Annotated in this window: 14 protein-coding genes; 10 read left to right on the top strand and 4 right to left on the bottom strand. The window is 37.6% G+C overall.

The window, feature by feature from the left end; genetic code table 11:
* The 3 genes from era to B3I52_RS11685 form a co-directional block, all read left to right on the top strand.
* Positions 1–839: GTPase Era (era, locus tag B3I52_RS11695; RefSeq protein WP_293301447.1), on the top strand; the 839-nt coding region annotated here is incomplete at its 5' end.
* A 206-nt stretch (positions 840–1,045) separates the two neighbouring features.
* A complete protein-coding gene (gene der / locus B3I52_RS11690; RefSeq protein WP_293301445.1) occupies positions 1,046–2,347 on the top strand; it encodes a ribosome biogenesis GTPase Der in 1,302 nt (433 codons plus the stop codon).
* A 70-nt stretch (positions 2,348–2,417) separates the two neighbouring features.
* Positions 2,418–2,843 (top strand): YybH family protein, encoded by a 426-nt coding sequence (locus B3I52_RS11685; protein ID WP_293301443.1) that lies wholly within the window; start codon positions 2,418–2,420, stop codon positions 2,841–2,843.
* Between the two features lie 200 nt (positions 2,844–3,043).
* Here B3I52_RS11685 and B3I52_RS11680 read toward each other — a convergent pair whose 3' ends face one another.
* The 4 genes from B3I52_RS11680 to hemW all read right to left on the bottom strand — a co-directional run bounded on the left by B3I52_RS11680 (position 3,044) and on the right by hemW (position 6,798).
* Complete coding sequence (locus tag B3I52_RS11680) at positions 3,044–3,655, bottom strand: sugar O-acetyltransferase (RefSeq protein WP_293301441.1); 612 nt, start codon at positions 3,653–3,655, stop codon at positions 3,044–3,046.
* Between the two features lie 215 nt (positions 3,656–3,870).
* Positions 3,871–4,749, bottom strand: a complete 879-nt coding sequence (locus B3I52_RS11675; RefSeq protein WP_293301439.1) for a cupin-like domain-containing protein — start codon at positions 4,747–4,749, stop codon at positions 3,871–3,873.
* A 121-nt stretch (positions 4,750–4,870) separates the two neighbouring features.
* Entirely contained in the window at positions 4,871–5,656 is a 786-nt protein-coding gene (locus B3I52_RS11670) for an SDR family oxidoreductase (protein ID WP_293301437.1), read from the bottom strand.
* Positions 5,657–5,658: 2 nt separating this feature from the next.
* Positions 5,659–6,798 carry a radical SAM family heme chaperone HemW gene (gene hemW / locus B3I52_RS11665; protein ID WP_293301435.1) on the bottom strand — a complete coding sequence of 380 codons (1,140 nt, stop codon included), beginning with the start codon at positions 6,796–6,798 and terminating at the stop codon, positions 5,659–5,661.
* 266 nt (positions 6,799–7,064) lie between these two features.
* Between hemW and B3I52_RS11660 the strand changes: the two genes are divergently transcribed.
* The 7 genes from B3I52_RS11660 (at position 7,065) to gldN (ending at position 15,612) form a co-directional block, all read left to right on the top strand.
* A complete protein-coding gene (locus B3I52_RS11660) occupies positions 7,065–8,795 on the top strand; it encodes a BamA/TamA family outer membrane protein (protein ID WP_293301433.1) in 1,731 nt (576 codons plus the stop codon).
* A gap of 1 nt (position 8,796) precedes the next feature.
* The gene (locus tag B3I52_RS11655; protein WP_293301431.1) at positions 8,797–9,753 is read left to right on the top strand and encodes a DUF4271 domain-containing protein; all 957 of its coding nucleotides are present in this window, start codon (positions 8,797–8,799) and stop codon (positions 9,751–9,753) included.
* 15 nt (positions 9,754–9,768) lie between these two features.
* Positions 9,769–10,539, top strand: coding sequence for a uroporphyrinogen-III synthase (locus B3I52_RS11650; protein WP_293301429.1), 771 nt, complete (start codon positions 9,769–9,771; stop codon positions 10,537–10,539).
* Positions 10,540–10,866: 327 nt separating this feature from the next.
* Entirely contained in the window at positions 10,867–12,180 is a 1,314-nt protein-coding gene (locus tag B3I52_RS11645) for an SUMF1/EgtB/PvdO family nonheme iron enzyme (protein ID WP_293301427.1), read from the top strand.
* A gap of 54 nt (positions 12,181–12,234) precedes the next feature.
* On the top strand, positions 12,235–13,044 hold the full coding sequence (gene gldL, locus B3I52_RS11640) for a gliding motility protein GldL (protein ID WP_293301425.1): 810 nt from the start codon (positions 12,235–12,237) through the stop codon (positions 13,042–13,044).
* Between the two features lie 38 nt (positions 13,045–13,082).
* Complete coding sequence (gene gldM, locus B3I52_RS11635) at positions 13,083–14,606, top strand: gliding motility protein GldM (protein WP_293301424.1); 1,524 nt, start codon at positions 13,083–13,085, stop codon at positions 14,604–14,606.
* Between the two features lie 7 nt (positions 14,607–14,613).
* Positions 14,614–15,612, top strand: a complete 999-nt coding sequence (gldN, locus tag B3I52_RS11630; protein ID WP_293301422.1) for a gliding motility protein GldN — start codon at positions 14,614–14,616, stop codon at positions 15,610–15,612.
* Positions 15,613–15,799 lie beyond the last annotated feature (187 nt).

Here is a 15,799-nt window from a genome sequence, read left to right as displayed (position 1 = left end):
CCAACGTAGGTAAATCAACTTTGATGAATGCATTGGTAGGAGAGAAGCTCTCTATCATCACCCCAAAAGCACAAACTACCCGCCATCGTATATTGGGTATTGTTAACGAGGAAGACTTTCAAATTGTGTTTTCTGATACACCTGGCGTAATTAAACCTAAATACGGTTTGCAAGATTCGATGATGACCGCTGTGGGCGGCGCCTTGCAAGATGCCGACTTGATTCTTTTCGTGACCGATATTCATGAACGCCATGATGAGAACGATGTACTGGAAAAAATTGCTAATACCCAAATTCCTGTAGTGGTATTGATTAATAAAATAGACAATGCCAAGCAAGAAGAGGTGGTAGAAAAGATGAGTTACTGGCAAGAAAAATTAAATCCTATGCAAATTTTTGCTATTTCTGCTTTGCATGGGTATAACCTAGAAGGGTTGTTGCCTTTGATATTAGGGATCATCCCTGAACATCCGGCCTACTACGATAAGGAAGATTTAACCGATAGGCACGTTCGTTTCTTCGCTTCAGAAATTATTCGCGAAAAAATCTTTAATAACTATCAAAAGGAGATTCCCTATAGTACAGAAGTAATTGTTACGGCTTTTAAAGAAGAAGAAAAAATTACCAGAATAAGTGCCGAAATAATTGTAGAACGCGATTCGCAAAAAAATATCTTAATAGGTAAGGGCGGCGCAAGCCTTAAAAAAGTGGGCATGGAAGCACGTAAAGATATCGAGAAGTTTATAGATGGAAAAGTGTTTTTAGAAACTTTTGTAAAGGTAATTCCCGATTGGAGAAGTAAAAAGAACTATTTGAAAAACTTTGGCTACGATAGTTAGTTTGGTGCAGGGCTTAGGTTTAAGCATAATGAAAGGCTTGTTTTTGGCAATGTTTTTATCCGTAGTAAATCTTATAAGCTGTAACTCATAACTAAAAAAATAACAGTAACTTTGCGAGTTCAAGCCCTAAGTAGGGCGTTGTCGATTTTAATTTTCGGCTTATGCTCGTTAAATCTAAAATCGTAATTCTAAAATCGTAATTCAAAATGAGTAATATCATCGCTATAGTAGGCCGACCAAACGTAGGTAAATCAACACTTTTTAACCGCTTAACCGAAAGTCGTAAGGCTATTGTTGATGATTTTAGTGGGGTAACTAGAGACAGGCATTATGGCAAAGCCGAGTGGATCGACAAAGAGTTTACCGTGATTGATACGGGTGGTTACGTGGCAAACTCAGAGGATTTATTTGAGGCCGCTATTCGTGAACAGGTGGTAATTGCGATCGAAGAAGCTACCGTAATTATTTTTATGGTTGATGTAACTACAGGCATTACCGATTTAGATGATGACATTGCTAACTTGTTGCGCAAAAGTAAAAAGCCAGTTTTTGTTGTGGTAAACAAGGTGGATAACACTGCGCTTGAAACGGAATCATCAGTTTTTTACGGGTTTGGTTTGGGCGAAATATATACGATCTCTTCTATGACGGGCTCTGGCACTGGCGATTTGCTGGATGAGGTGGTTAAAAACTTTGAAGACGTAGCGGAAGAACAGAATGCGCTACCTAAAATTACCATCGTAGGAAGACCCAATGTAGGTAAATCATCGTTGATTAATGCTTTAATTGGTAAAGACAGAAACATTGTAACACCAATTGCTGGCACTACAAGAGATTCGATACATATCCCCTACAACCAATACGGGCACGAGTTTATGTTTATAGATACTGCCGGTTTACGCAAGAAAACCAAGGTAAAAGAGAACATCGAATTTTATTCTGTAATGCGTACCATTAAGGCGCTAGAAGACTCTGACGTAGTGATGCTGATGCTGGATGCCCAAGAAGGCATAGAAGCACAGGATATCAATATTTTTCACTTGGCCGAGAAAAACAAGAAAGGCATTGTGATTTTGGTAAATAAGTGGGATTTGATTGATAAGAACGACAAAACCATGAAGGCCTTTGAAGAGCAAATTAAACATAAATTACAGCCATTTACCGATGTGCCAATTCTCTTCATTTCGGTGCTGAACAAGCAACGTATTTTTAAAGCCATAGAAACTGCACTTGAGGTTCAAAAGAACAGGGGCAAGAAAATACCTACCTCTAAGCTTAATGATGTTTTGTTACCAATTATTGAGGCCTATCCGCCACCGGCAACTAAAGGCAAGTTTATCAAGATCAAATATATTACCCAAATTAATGGTGTAGCGCCAATGTTCGCATTTTTCTGTAACCTGCCGCAGTACATTAAAGATCCATACAAACGTTTCTTAGAGAACAAACTCCGCGAGAATTTTGATTTCTCTGGTGTGCCAATTCAAATTTATTTTAGACAGAAGTAATCTTTTCTGAGCTTAAAAGCTTTCCTATAAATGAATGAAATGCTTAACTTCAACAGCAAATAACCATTTTATGAAAAGCATATTAGTAATGTTGATGTTGGGTTTTGCCTTGCAGTTGAATGCGCAAACCAATCAAGACAAGGCTGCCATACTTAAAGTATTAGAAAACCAGCGCCAAGGTTGGAACAAGGGCGATATGGAACGTTACATGCAAGGCTATTGGAAAAGCGATAGTTTATTGTTTGTTGGCAAAAATGGGCCAACTTATGGCTGGCAAAAAACGCTCGACAATTACAAAAAGGGCTATCCTGATAAGAGTGCTATGGGTTTTTTAACTTTCGGGATTAAGAAAGTGGAGTTTCTAGCAAAAGGTAGTGCTTTTGTGCTAGGTAGCTGGCATTTGAAGAGAGAAAAAGACGATCCAAAAGGTTATTTTACTCTGTTGTTAAGAAAGATTGATGGTGAGTGGAAAGTGGTGGTTGATCATAGCTCTTGATTAACAAAGATTTCTTCCAAGTAATGGGTAGATTGATTACCGGTTCTTAACCAAGCAACACTCTGCTGTTCGACATTTGTAATGTCGAACTCCATAATTTTTAAACCAATTTTTAAGATTTGGATCGCAGATCCAGCGATAATGCTTCGGGATTGCAAATTCCGAAGAGCGTATAAAAGCAGTATTCTCTATTAACTTCGTTATTCGCCTAATTTAAAATTCTTATAATAAAAATCTTTATCTGCTTCGGTAATTGCCCTAATTACTTTACAAGGGTTGCCGGCCGCAAATACATTATCGGGAATATCTTTAGTAACTACACTGCCAGAGCCAATTACCACATTGTTGCCAATGCTTACACCAGGATTTATCACCACATTGCCACCCAGCCAAACATTATTGCCAATGGTAATAGGTTGTGCCCATTCATGTTCTTGGTTGCGCAAATGTGGATGCAATGGATGACCTGCGGTGTAAATGGCTACATTTGGGCCAAAAAAAGCATGGTTGCCAATGGTAACTTTGGCACAATCTAAAATCACCAAGTTAAAATTACTGTAAAAATGGTTGCCAATTTCGATGTTGTAACCATAGTCGCAACGAAAAGGAGGCTCTACGTAAAACATGGTTTCGGTTTTTCCGAATAGCCTTTTAATAAGTTGTTTGCGCTGTTTAATCTGCTTTGGTGGTAGGTTGTTAAACTCGAAAACAATTTCGCGGGCTTTTAAACGGTCGTGGGCTAATTCATTATCGCCAGCTTGGTAAGCCTTGCCTGCCAACATTTTTTCTTTTTCGCTGAGTTGTTTTTCCATTAAGGCCCAAATTAAACAATGGTTTTAGTAAGTACGAAAATAGTTGATTTTATGAGATTGGAGTGTTTTTTACAGGTTTGGGTAAATTAAACCTAAGGGATTGGATAATTATATCCCGGTTTTTCATCAGCAATAAAAGTGAAAGCGGGACTATTGTAACCGATGCCCCGCTGTAATTGTTTTCTCCTTAAATGCGCTAAAGAAACTGTTATTTTTTAAAGTTTGCCTTTGGCATAAGCGTTTTCGGCTCTTTGTATGGCTTTTTTCTCTCTCCAGTTGGCATATTTTTCTTTAAATAGCATTTTAATTAAGCTATCAACGGCGCCATGTCTAAATAAGCTCCAAACACTGGCTACTTTCCGGCTAATAGATTGGTCCCAAGCTCTTAAACTTAACGAGAACGAACCATCAACGTATTTCATCCAGTGCCACATGCCAGTAGGCATAAATAAAGTGTCGCCGTGTTCTAAATAAATTTCATAGCCTTCCACACCATTTAGGGCAGGAAATTTTTCGAAATCTGGGTTATCTACTTTATAGTCTTCTAAGGCATAAGTGGCATTTGGTAAGCAGTAAAGACGCTTTTTCCATTTATAATCAAACAATATAATGTGCTTGCGGCCACCAAAGTGCGTATGAAAAATATGTGGCAAATCAATGTCGTAATGTAAGAAGGTTACCGAGTTTGAACCGCCAAAAAACATGGCAGGCATGCTTTCTATAAAACCGCCCATTAAATCTTTCGGGATTTTGATATCGTTAATTAAGCTGGGTACTTTTTTAAATAAGTTGAAGAAAAATATTCTTAACTCGGTAGGCTCACGTTTAATTAAATCCAAATATTCGCCAAACTTCATGTGTGCCGTTGCGGCATTAATAGGCTTGCTGGGGTCTGCTTTAGAATTATCGTAAAGCGGTACTTCTAGCTCACCGCCAATTTCCTTCAAATACTCGGTAGTCCATTTTTCTCTAGCGGGCCAATCTTTGGTTAGGCCTTTAATTACCAAAGGACGTTTTTTCTTGAGATAGTTCTTTTTAAAGTCCTCGGGAGTAATGGATTCTACCGTATCTACGGGTTTTAAATTAAAGCTCATTTGTTGTGATTTGTAGACTTTGAGTTAATTTATGGTAAATTAATTAGTGCAAAGTTCTGATTTAAAACGTAAAGTACACTATTGTGGTGTGAAAGTTGAAACTAAAATGATGAAACCTAGTTTAAGTAACCTTAGTTTTTCGTATTACTTTATCGAAATATTTAGGGAATAATCTTTTCAATAAAACGCCCTTTACCTCTTTGCCGCCAATATAAACTTCGTTTTTCTTCTGCTCAATGGCTTTAATGATTTGCTTAGCACACTCTTGGGCGGGCATGCCATTTTCTTGCGCTTCATCCATGGTGCCCTGTTTGCTGCCATCTGCAGTTAAGGCATTAAGCGTTACTTTAGTTTTAATAAACCCCGGGCAAGCTAATAAAATGTAAATGTTGGTGCTGTCTAATTCTATTCTTAACGATTCGAAATAGCCATGTAGCGCATGTTTAGATGCCGAATATGCCGAACGCAACCTTGTGCCAAACTTGCCCACTAAACTGCTTACACATACAATAGTGCCACTATTGCGTTTAATCATTTGCGGAAGCACTGCTTTGCTTAAAATAACGGTTCCCCAAAAATTAATGTCCATGAAGCGTTTCTCGGTGTTTAAATTGGTTTCTAAAGCTAATGCTCGTTGGCTAATGCCTCCGCTATTAATTAGAATGTCGATATGGCCATAAATTCGAATGGCTTCGGTAGCTTTTGCAGGCAAGCTTTCGTTAGCTTCCAAATCTAAAGAAAGTACGTGTATGTCTATTTGGTTGTGGCATTTCTGCTTTACGCGAAACAGCTCATCCCTGTTTCGGGAAGAAATAATCAGTTTTGCACCGGCGGCACTTAACTCGTAAACTAATGCTTCGCCAATTCCAGATGAAGCGCCAGTAATCCAAACTACTTTATTTTTCATGCTTAATTAAGTTCATCGTCTATAAAAAGTGATGCGGCAATTCCATCAGCAAATAATTTGCCTTCATCACTAAGGTAAACCTTATTCTCGGATAAGAGAACTTTTCCGTCTGAAAGATAGGGCTGGACTTCTTTTTTAACTAATGATGCATGGTGCTTTCCAAAGTCTTTTTCAATCTTCGTAAGATCTGCTCCCCATTTAGTTCGCAACGCAGTCATTATATATTCGTTAAATTGGTCAGTTTTGCTCAAATGCTCAATGGTTTCGGGCAGTTGCTTTTTACCAATGCTTTCTAGGTATGTTGCGTTGTTGGCAATGTTAATGTACCTGTTGTAACCATCAAAACCATGTGCAGAAGGGCCAATGCCCAAATAAGGAATGCCTTGCCAATAATTGGTATTATGCACCGCATATTTGCCGGGTAAGCAGTAATTTGATATTTCGTAATGCTCAAACCCATTTGCGGTAACGGTGTTAATCAGCATTAAAAATTGTTCGGCACTTTGTTCGTCGTTTACGGACTGTTGTTGGCCCTTGTTTATGGCATGTGCCAGGGCTGTTTTGGGTTCTACGGTAAGCGAATAAGCCGAAATATGGGGTACTTGTAGGTCAATAGCGGTTTGGATATTGGCCTGCCATTTTTCGTTGCTCAATAAAGGATAGCCGTAAATTAAATCGATGGTAAGGTTCTCAAAACCGGCATCTTGACTTCTTTTAATACAATCTGTTGCTTCTTGTGCATTGTGGGCACGGTTCATCCACACCAAATCTTCGTTAAAAAAAGATTGTGTGCCAATACTGAAACGATTAATGGGCAATTGTCTCAACTCCGAAATTTTTGCAGCAGTTAGGTCGTCGGGGTTGGTTTCTATCGTAATTTCTGCATTTGCTGCAATAGAAAAATGTTGTGTTAATGTTGCAAATATTTGCTGTAGTGCAGTGGTTGGTAAAACCGATGGTGTGCCGCCACCAAAATAGATACTTCCAATTTGTTGCCCTTCTAGCCTGTTCTTTTTTAAGATGATTTCTTTGCAAATTGCCGCTACCATCTCGTTAAGGTATTTTGTTGAGGTGGTAAAATGAAAATCGCAGTAAGTGCAAGCTTTTTTGCAGAAAGGAATATGGATATAGATGCCGGCCATTTAATACAAATGTAGGGTTAAAGTTTAAATACTGTGAAATTTTTAGACAAAGCAATTTTATCTGCCTCATATTCTTATTTTAGCAATATGATAACTGTAAACGAATATTTTGATGGGGCTGTAAAGTCGCTAGGTTAAGCTTTCTACTCCTTGTTCCAATAAGCTCATAAAGTTCAACGTGATATGCGAAAATTTTCGCTGAAATTTAAACAGTTTCTTAGCTTTTGCTATAAACCTAATGCTTTTAATTACTTTTGGAGAAGTATATGAAGTTTGCGATTTGGCTTTTATTCTGCTGTTTTAGCATAGGTGTTTTTGGTCAGCAAGACTATAAGCTAAACGTTTCTTTTACTGACGGTACAAAGGCATTAGCAAAGGCGATCGTTCTTCCAAAAAACAGTAAGGATAGCCTACAAGTTTATAAAGAGGCCAACCAGCTGCTCTCCCAGTTGCAGTTTAAGGGTTATCTCTTGGCCGAAATTACTTCATTGGCTTTTGAAGGCAAAGAAGCTACAGTAACTATTCAGCCCAATCAACTGTACCAATGGGTTAAGCTTTCTAGCGGTAATTTATCATCGGCAGTTAAGCAAAGCATTGGCTTTAAAGAAAGAAATTACGAACGGGTAGATTTTAATGCCGAGCGTTTAACAAATTTGTTCGAAACGTTGTTAAGCTATTATGAAAATAATGGCTATCCTTTTGCGAGCGTTAGTTTGCAGCAAATTGGTATTGAAGGTAATGCAATAAACGCCAGTATAAATGTTCAGCTCCATCAAAAGGTATTGTTTGATACCTTGCAAATTGTAGGTAACGCACAAATTTCGCAACGGTACTTGCAATCTTATCTTAATGCCAAAAGTGGGATGCCTTATGCCGAAAAATCGGTAGTTCAGCTCGAAAATCGTTTAAGAGAGTTGCCCTTTTTAGAGGTGGTTAAACCAGCCGAAGTAAATTTCTCTAATGAAAAGGCCTCGGTAAGGGTTTTTGTAAACAAAAAAAATGCAAACCAGTTTGATGGTGTAATAGGTTTGCAGCAAAATGGCAATAATACAAAAGCCGCTTTGGTAGGTAACCTGAAACTCCATTTACAAAATGCTTTTAAAACAGGGGAACAGCTACATTTTAATTATCAGGGTCTGGGCCAGCAAAGTCAATTGTTAGCTATAAGCACTAGCTTTGCACACGTGCTTAATACCGATTTTGGCTTAAGCCCAAGTTTGTATCTCTATAAACAAGATTCTACGTTTTTAAATGTTGATATTAAACTTGGCTTTAATTACTTGCTCAAAGGAAACAATAATTTTCAGTTCTTTGTCGAGAATAAATCAACCAGCTTATCGGCAGTAGATGCCTATGTAAATGCCACGATTTTGCCTTCTATTTTAGATGCTAGCACTACTTTTTACGGTTTGGGCTTAACTCTTGAAAACCTAGATTATAGGTATAATCCGCAAAAGGGCTACAGCATTACGTTCGATGCTGCCGTAGGGGGTAAAAAAATAAGGCGTAATGCGGCTATTTCCCAAAATCTTTACAATGCCATCCCTTTGCAAAGTACTTCTTACAGGTGGTTTAGTAAAATCAATTACTATATGCCTTTGGCTAAACAATTGGTTTTTGCTGTAACTAATCAAACGGCTTTTCTTAAGGGGAAACATTTGTTAGAAAATGAGGTGTTTCGCTTAGGGGGGCAAAATAGTTTGAGGGGTTTTAACGAACTTTCTGTGCTAGCTACGGGCTATACTGTGGGCAATGCCGAAATAAGGTATTTATTAGAACAGCACTCTTTCTTGTTTGCCTTCTACAACCAAGCGTACTTGCAATATAAAACCAATAGTATAAATCATTCCGATTTTCCGCTGGGTTTTGGGACGGGTGTAAACTTCGAAACCAATCTAGGTATTCTTTCTATTAGCTATGCTTTAGGGAAACAAAAAAATAATCCATTAAATTTGCGCCAAGGTAAAATACACTTTGGTATAACCGCACTATTTTAAGATGGTCAAGAAAAACTTATTGTTTCTTATTTTTGCAGTATTTGTGGTAGCTTTTGGGCACGCTCAGGTTAGGCCTGTGCCCGATACGTTGCGCAATGCTGTACTATGGCCAGATAGCTTAACCAATAATGTAGATAAACTGGCTATTGATACCTTAACGCCAGAAATTTTAAAAATTAGAGATTCGTTAACCAATGCGAAATGGCTAGATAGTTTAAATAGCGGTTATGGCTTTGAGGTTTTCTCTTTTAAAAAACTGATAGATGTAGCGGGCAATTCGCATGAAAAGGTTGACTATCAATATGGCAATCTTTTGCCCAAGGGCGATGTTTGGATCTTAGCTATTATCGGTTTTCTTTTAGTGCTATTTGCTATACTTAAAAATACATTTGCAAAGCAGCTTAGCGCCGTGGTGCAATCTTTCTATAGCAGCAGGGCGCTAACTAATCTTAATAAAGAAGATAATTTGGTTACCTCATGGGCTTTTTTGTTGCTCTTTATACAATTTGGTTTTACCATAGGCATGTTTTTTTACTTGGTAGCTCAATATCAAGAGTTGCCAGAGGCTAAAGAAGGATTTAGCTTCTTTGTTACTATTTCTGTAGGTGTAATAGTTTTATACCTTTTAAAAATTGTGGTTTTACGTTTCATAGGTTTTGTTTTTAATGTACAGAAACCGCTACATCAGTACATTTCTATATTATATTTAAGTTATTTTAATACTTCTTTATTGTTTGTTCCCATTATTATAGCCTTTGCACTTTCTTCAAAAAAGTATGGCTCTGGGTACATTTTTCTCGGTATATCTGCCTTGGTGCTTATCTTTGTGTTTCAGTTCATAAGAGCCGCTATAAATATATTATCACATTATAGGTTTCCTAAATTGTATTTATTTTTGTATTTTTGCACCCTCGAAATTTGCCCTATATTAATATTAATCAAGGCTATAGGTTTATAAGTGCTAATTAGGAAAATGTTAGAAAACAAAGACGATAGATTGCGCAAGGTGAAAAGTATATTGGTAACCTTGCCTAAGCCGGAAACTGAAAAATCCCCATATTTTGATTTAGCAAAGAAGTATAATCTGAAGATAGATTTTCGTTCTTTTATTCACGTAGAAGGTGTTTTGGCTAAAGACTTTAGGAAAGAAAAAATTAACTTGGCAGATTTTACTGCTGTTGTTTTTACCAGTAGAAACGCGGTAGATCACTTCTTCAGGATATGTGAAGAAATGCGTTTTGAGGTTTCTGTGAATTTGAAATATTTCTGTATTTCTGAGTCGACTGCGCTTTATTTGCAGAAGTATATACAATATAGGAAACGTAAAATATTTTTCGGCAAACAAACTGCGGCCGATCTGGCCGAGGTTCTAAAGAAGCATGCTGGAGAAAAGTTCTTATACCCATGTTCGGATGTGGCTACAGAAGATACCATGAACTTTTTGCAGAAAAATGGCTACGACGTTACCCCTGCGGTACTGTTTAGAACGGTGGTAAGTGATCTTTCTGATCTTGCAGATGTGTTTTATGATGTATTGGCTTTCTTTAGTCCTTCGAGCATTCAGTCGCTGTATATAAATTTCCCCGAATTTCTACAAAATAATACAAGGATTGCGACTTTTGGTTTAAATACGCAGAAAGCGGTAGCAGATAAAGGCCTTATTGTAGATATTGCGGCTCCTAACCCGGAAGCGCCTTCGATGATTATGGCTTTGGAGAATTATATCAAGAAATCAAACAAGTAATTTAAAATACCTATTTATAGGTATTGGTTTGCAATGGGTTATCTGCTAACTTGCTTTAAGAAAATATTTTGAGCGCATTATACTAAAAGTAGATTTAAGGGCGTTAGGGGTGTAAAACTAAACAAAACTAAATCTTTTAAAATACCGATTTTAGATGCTTTATGGGTTAATTACGGGCGTTTCGCCTCTTGTTAAAACCTTTGGTTTTAAAATGAACAAAATGTTAATAATTCTTTTCTGCAATAAAAAGTGTGGATTTTTTTGTGCGAATAGTTGTTATTCTCAATGTTAATTAATAAAATTGCTATAAAATTGCTTAGACAACATATGAAGAAATTATACTTTCTTGCTATTACCGTACTTTCTTTAGTGCTTACGGGCTGTGGAAAAGGTGGTCATGGTGAATTGGTGGGAGCCTATAACAAGAAATTCAAAAATACCAGCATCCCTCTGGGTATGGTTTATGTGCCAGGAGGAAGAAACTTAATCGGGATGACCGATGAGGACATTACCTTCTTTAAAGGTAAACAGAGCAAAATGGTTTCTTTTAATCCATTTTATATGGACCAAACAGAGATTACAAACGCAGAATACAGGCAGTTTGTAAACTGGGTAAGAGATTCTATAGCCATTACCAAAGGTAATATAGAAGAGTATTTTATTAAGCCCAAAGGCAATGCGCAGGCGGGTGCTTCAACTTTTAAAAATATCGATTGGAAAAAAGTTGGAAACGGTTCTAACTTGTGGAAGAACAAAAAACCAGAAGTTCAAACAAAGTTAAAAACGATGTACATTGCTGATAACTTATCGCAATTTACACACGGCAGAAATGATAAAGATATTGATGTAAGGTTTTTACGTTACGCCTATATTGCTGAAAACTTAGATTTGGCTATGCAAAACGGAGCAAATTCTGAACGTATCAACAACTACGATATCTATACCGATAACCCTGATTTAACCAAGCCTAATCAACACCCATCGGTAATGGTTTATCCAGATACCTTGGTTTGGAGAAAAGATTTTACGTACGAGTACAACGACCCTATGGTGGAGGCTTATTTCAATCACCCATCTTACGATAAATACCCAGTAGTGGGTGTTACTTGGGATCAGGCAAATGCTTTTTGTGCTTGGAGAACTCAGTTTTACGAAAATGTGGCCAGACAGCGAAAATTACCTAAGAACTCTAGGTTAAAATACGCCTTACCAACCGAGGCCGAATTTGAATATGCTGCCAGAGGCGGTAGAACGCAAACTAAATACCCTTGGGGTGGTCCTTATATCATGAATGCAAAAGGTTGCTTACAGGCCAATTTTAAAGTTGGAAGGGGTAACTATGTAGATGATGGCGCACTTTATACCGTTGAAGCTAAAGCTTATTTACCTAATGATTACGGTTTGTACAACATGTCTGGTAATGTAGCCGAATGGACATTAGATGCTTCGAATAAAGCTTTGGTGGAAGATAAAAATCCAATCTACAGAAAAGGCAGGGCTAAAGTGGTGAAGGGTGGTTCATGGAAAGATGTGGGGTATTTCCTTCAAAACTCTGTGGCTGCGCAAGAATATCAAGACGTATCTAGGTCTTATATCGGCTTCAGGTGTGTTTCTCATTTCCCTGGGAATAGCTTAATGTAACTATAAATAATAAATCATAAAAAAACCTCAAACTAAACTTAATTATTAAGAATTATGGCCGGAAAATTTGCCACGAAAGAAGCTAAATTACACCTTGCTACCTCTGTTGGAGCAGCTATTGTAATCATTGGAGCACTATTTAAAATTCTTCACTTAGGAGGGATATGGGGAAGTATCATGATTGGTGTAGGACTTGGTATCGAAGCTTTCCTGTTTCTTATGTTGGGTTTCTTTCCCCCACATCCAGATGTAGAATGGGAGAAAGTTTATCCTCAATTGCGCAAGGATGGTCAACCAACACCGGCTGGTGCGGTACCACAAACAGCAGTTGCTGGTGGCGGCGGTGCAACTGGAGCCTTAGATAAACTGGTTAATGAAAAAATTGGACCAGAACTAATCGAAAGCTTAGGTAACGGCCTGCGTACTTTCGGAGATAAGGTAGCTGCAATTTCTAACGTAGCCGATGCTTCGCTTGCAACTACAGAGTTTACTGGAAAAGTAAAAGCTGCTTCTGATAGTTTGGGAGGCATGAATACCGCTTTTAATAGTGCTACTGCGCAATTAACGGAATTAAGTGCTAGTAATGCAGACTCTAAAGCATACCATGAACAAGTTAATAACTTAGCGAAGAATTTATCTGCTTTAAACGCTGTTTATGAATTAGAATTACAAGATTCTAGTGCTCACTTAAAATCGATGAACAAGTTCTATCAAAATATTGCAGTGACCATGGGTAACTTCGATGATTCGATGGAAGATTCGAAACAGTTTAAAGAGGAAGTTGCTAAGTTATCTAAGAACTTATCGTCGTTAAATGCGATCTATGGTAACATGCTAACGGCCATGAACCAACCAAGAGCTTAATTGTCATATTATTCATTACTAGAAAAAACTAAGTAAATATGGCAGGAGGTAAGGAAACCGCAAGGCAGAAGATGATTGGTATCATGTATTTGGTACTGTTAGCGATGCTTGCGCTTAATGTTTCAGATTTAGTGTTAAAGGCTTTCAAAAATATTAATGACAGCCTAAATACATCAAAAAGTAATGTTGAAACTAACATTAATCAATTATTAAAAAATTACGAAAGCACTAAAGCTAAAGAAAGTACCGACAACCAGGTTAAACTTGATAGAGCAAAAAAAGCTCAAAATATAGCTGGCGATTTAATCAAATATATTGATAAGCTTCAACAAGAAATAGCCAAGGACGGTGTTGATGAAAATGGTGAGTTAGTTCAGAAAAACAACTTAGATATTGGCCAAAACATTATGGGTGGCGATGCTAACCCTAAAAAAGGTAAAGAACTTCAAGACAAAATAAACAAAACTGGTAAAGATTTAGCCGCTTTGTTATTGTCTGACGAAGGTAAGCCAACTTTTGTTTTAGAGGCTAAAAACCCTGTAAAACCTAAAGCTGGAGAACCAAGAACTTGGACTGGTGCAATGTTTGGTGAAGGCGTTCCCCTGGTGGCATTTCAAGCTATTTTAACTATGCTTCAAAATGATGCGAAGAACATGGAAGCAGACATTATTAATAAAATATTAGCTGATAAACCAATTGTTACATTAGATCAATTTAATGCTGTTGCCGTTGCACCATCTTCGTATGTAATACAGGGGCAGCCTTATAAAGCCGAGATTTATTTAACAGCTAGCGACTCTAAATCTAGCCCAGATGTGACTGTAAATGGGAATAAAATACCTACGGAAAACGGAAAAGGTGTTTATACTGGAGGAACTGGTAGTGTAGGCTCATTTAAATGGGTTGGAACAATTAGAGTGAAAGAGAGAAATGGCAGCATTAAAGAGTATAAAACTCCAGAAATGACTTACCAAGTTGCAGCACCATCGGCAAGTGTTTCATCTGATAAATTGAATGTAATTTATGCAGGTATTCCGAATCCGTTTACCATTTCTGCGCCTGGTTTTCCTGATGTGAATGCTTCAATTTCTGGTGGTTCATTATCAGGTTCTGGTGGTAAGTATATGGTTAACGTACCTGGCTCGTTAATTGGTAAAGAAGTTACTATTAACGTTTCTGGGAAAAATGGTACTACAACTTTGGCTTTAGGCACTAGTAAGTTTAGGGTAAAGGGTATTCCAGATCCTGTTGCTAGCTTTGCGGGCAAAAAGGGTGGTATCATGTCTGCGAATAAAATGGCCAGCACAGATCAGGTAGTTGGAGAGTTAGAAAATTTTGAATTTGATTTGCCTGTTAGAGTAACGAAATTTACGGTAACGGTAATGAGACCACGTCAAGATCCGATGCCTTTTTATTGTACCGGCGACAATTTTAATAGTGCTGCTAAAGCGGCCATTGCTTCATTGCCTTTTGGTTCTAAGGTCTTCATCGAAAATGTGATGGCTGATGTTCCGGGAAGAGGTGCGGTGGCCTTAAACTCTATGGTGTTTACCATAAATTAATCATGTTATGAAAAGGATATTTTTGTTTAGTGCGTTAGTTATTTTATCGGTGGGTGTTTTTGCGCAAGCAAGGAGAAATAACACTGCAAATAGAAATACTCAGCAAAAGAATACCACTACTCCGGCTAAAACTGAAGTAGCTACTACTGCGGCGGCTCCTAAGCAAGAGGTGCCTAAAAAGCCGAGAAAATTTAAGCAAGACGGATTTGTGTACGATAGAGATACCGTAGTGGTAGAACCTGTTCCATATGCAGAAATTAAGAGAGAAGATGCCATTGTTGCAATGAGAATTTGGCGTGAGATAGATTTTAGAGATAAAGGAAATAAAATATTAACCTCGCCAAAGGTAAACTTGTTAGGGGTAATCTATAATGCCATTAGTAAAGGAGAGCTAGAACTTTATGGTATTGATGACGAAAGCTTTGAAAAAGACCCGGTTTCTGCATTAAAGCCTAAAAACAGTGATAAGTCTTTAGCTGATACTTCTTTTTTAGGTGTTAACCCTAATACCAACGAAGTAAATGGCGCTAATAATGATTTCTTTGCACAATCTTTTAAAGGAATTAGAATTAAGGAAGACTGGGTGTTTGATATGAAGAGAGGGGTACTAGAACCTCGCATTGTAGGCATTGCACCTGTAAGATTAGATAGTCGTCAGGCTTTAAATTCAAATGGCACACCAATGGTAGATGCCAATGGCCAACCACTGCCACCAACGGTAACAGAACAGCCCGTAGGTTGGATTTATTTTGAAGATTTGCGTCCGATATTAGCGAATACTAAAATTGCCAATGATGGGAATGATAACTCGGGCATAACTTTCGATGATATCTTTTTAAGAAGACTGTTTTTTAGCAATATTACCAAAGAATCTAACTCTGCCGATTTAAGAATACAGGATATTGAAATAAATGGCAGAAGATTGACAGATAAAGAAAGATTGTTAGAAGCCGAAAGAATTAAAAAGAAAATTGCTGATTATGAGCAAGGTCTTTGGGAGTATTAAATTCCTAAATGCCCAAAAGGGGCTTTTATAATAACGTATAAAAAGGAGAAAATCTTTGAGATTTTCTCCTTTTTATTGAGAAACTGTTTAAAACTGATATTAATATTTTACAGGTTGGGTTTGGTGGTGACACCAAACTATAGCTATGGGCTGTAGGCGGATGGCACCACCCGCCTATGTATTTATT

This window comes from Pedobacter sp. UBA4863, from assembly GCF_002399615.1.
Lineage (GTDB): Bacteria > Bacteroidota > Bacteroidia > Sphingobacteriales > Sphingobacteriaceae > Pedobacter.
This window is presented reverse-complemented; position numbering and strand designations above follow the sequence as displayed.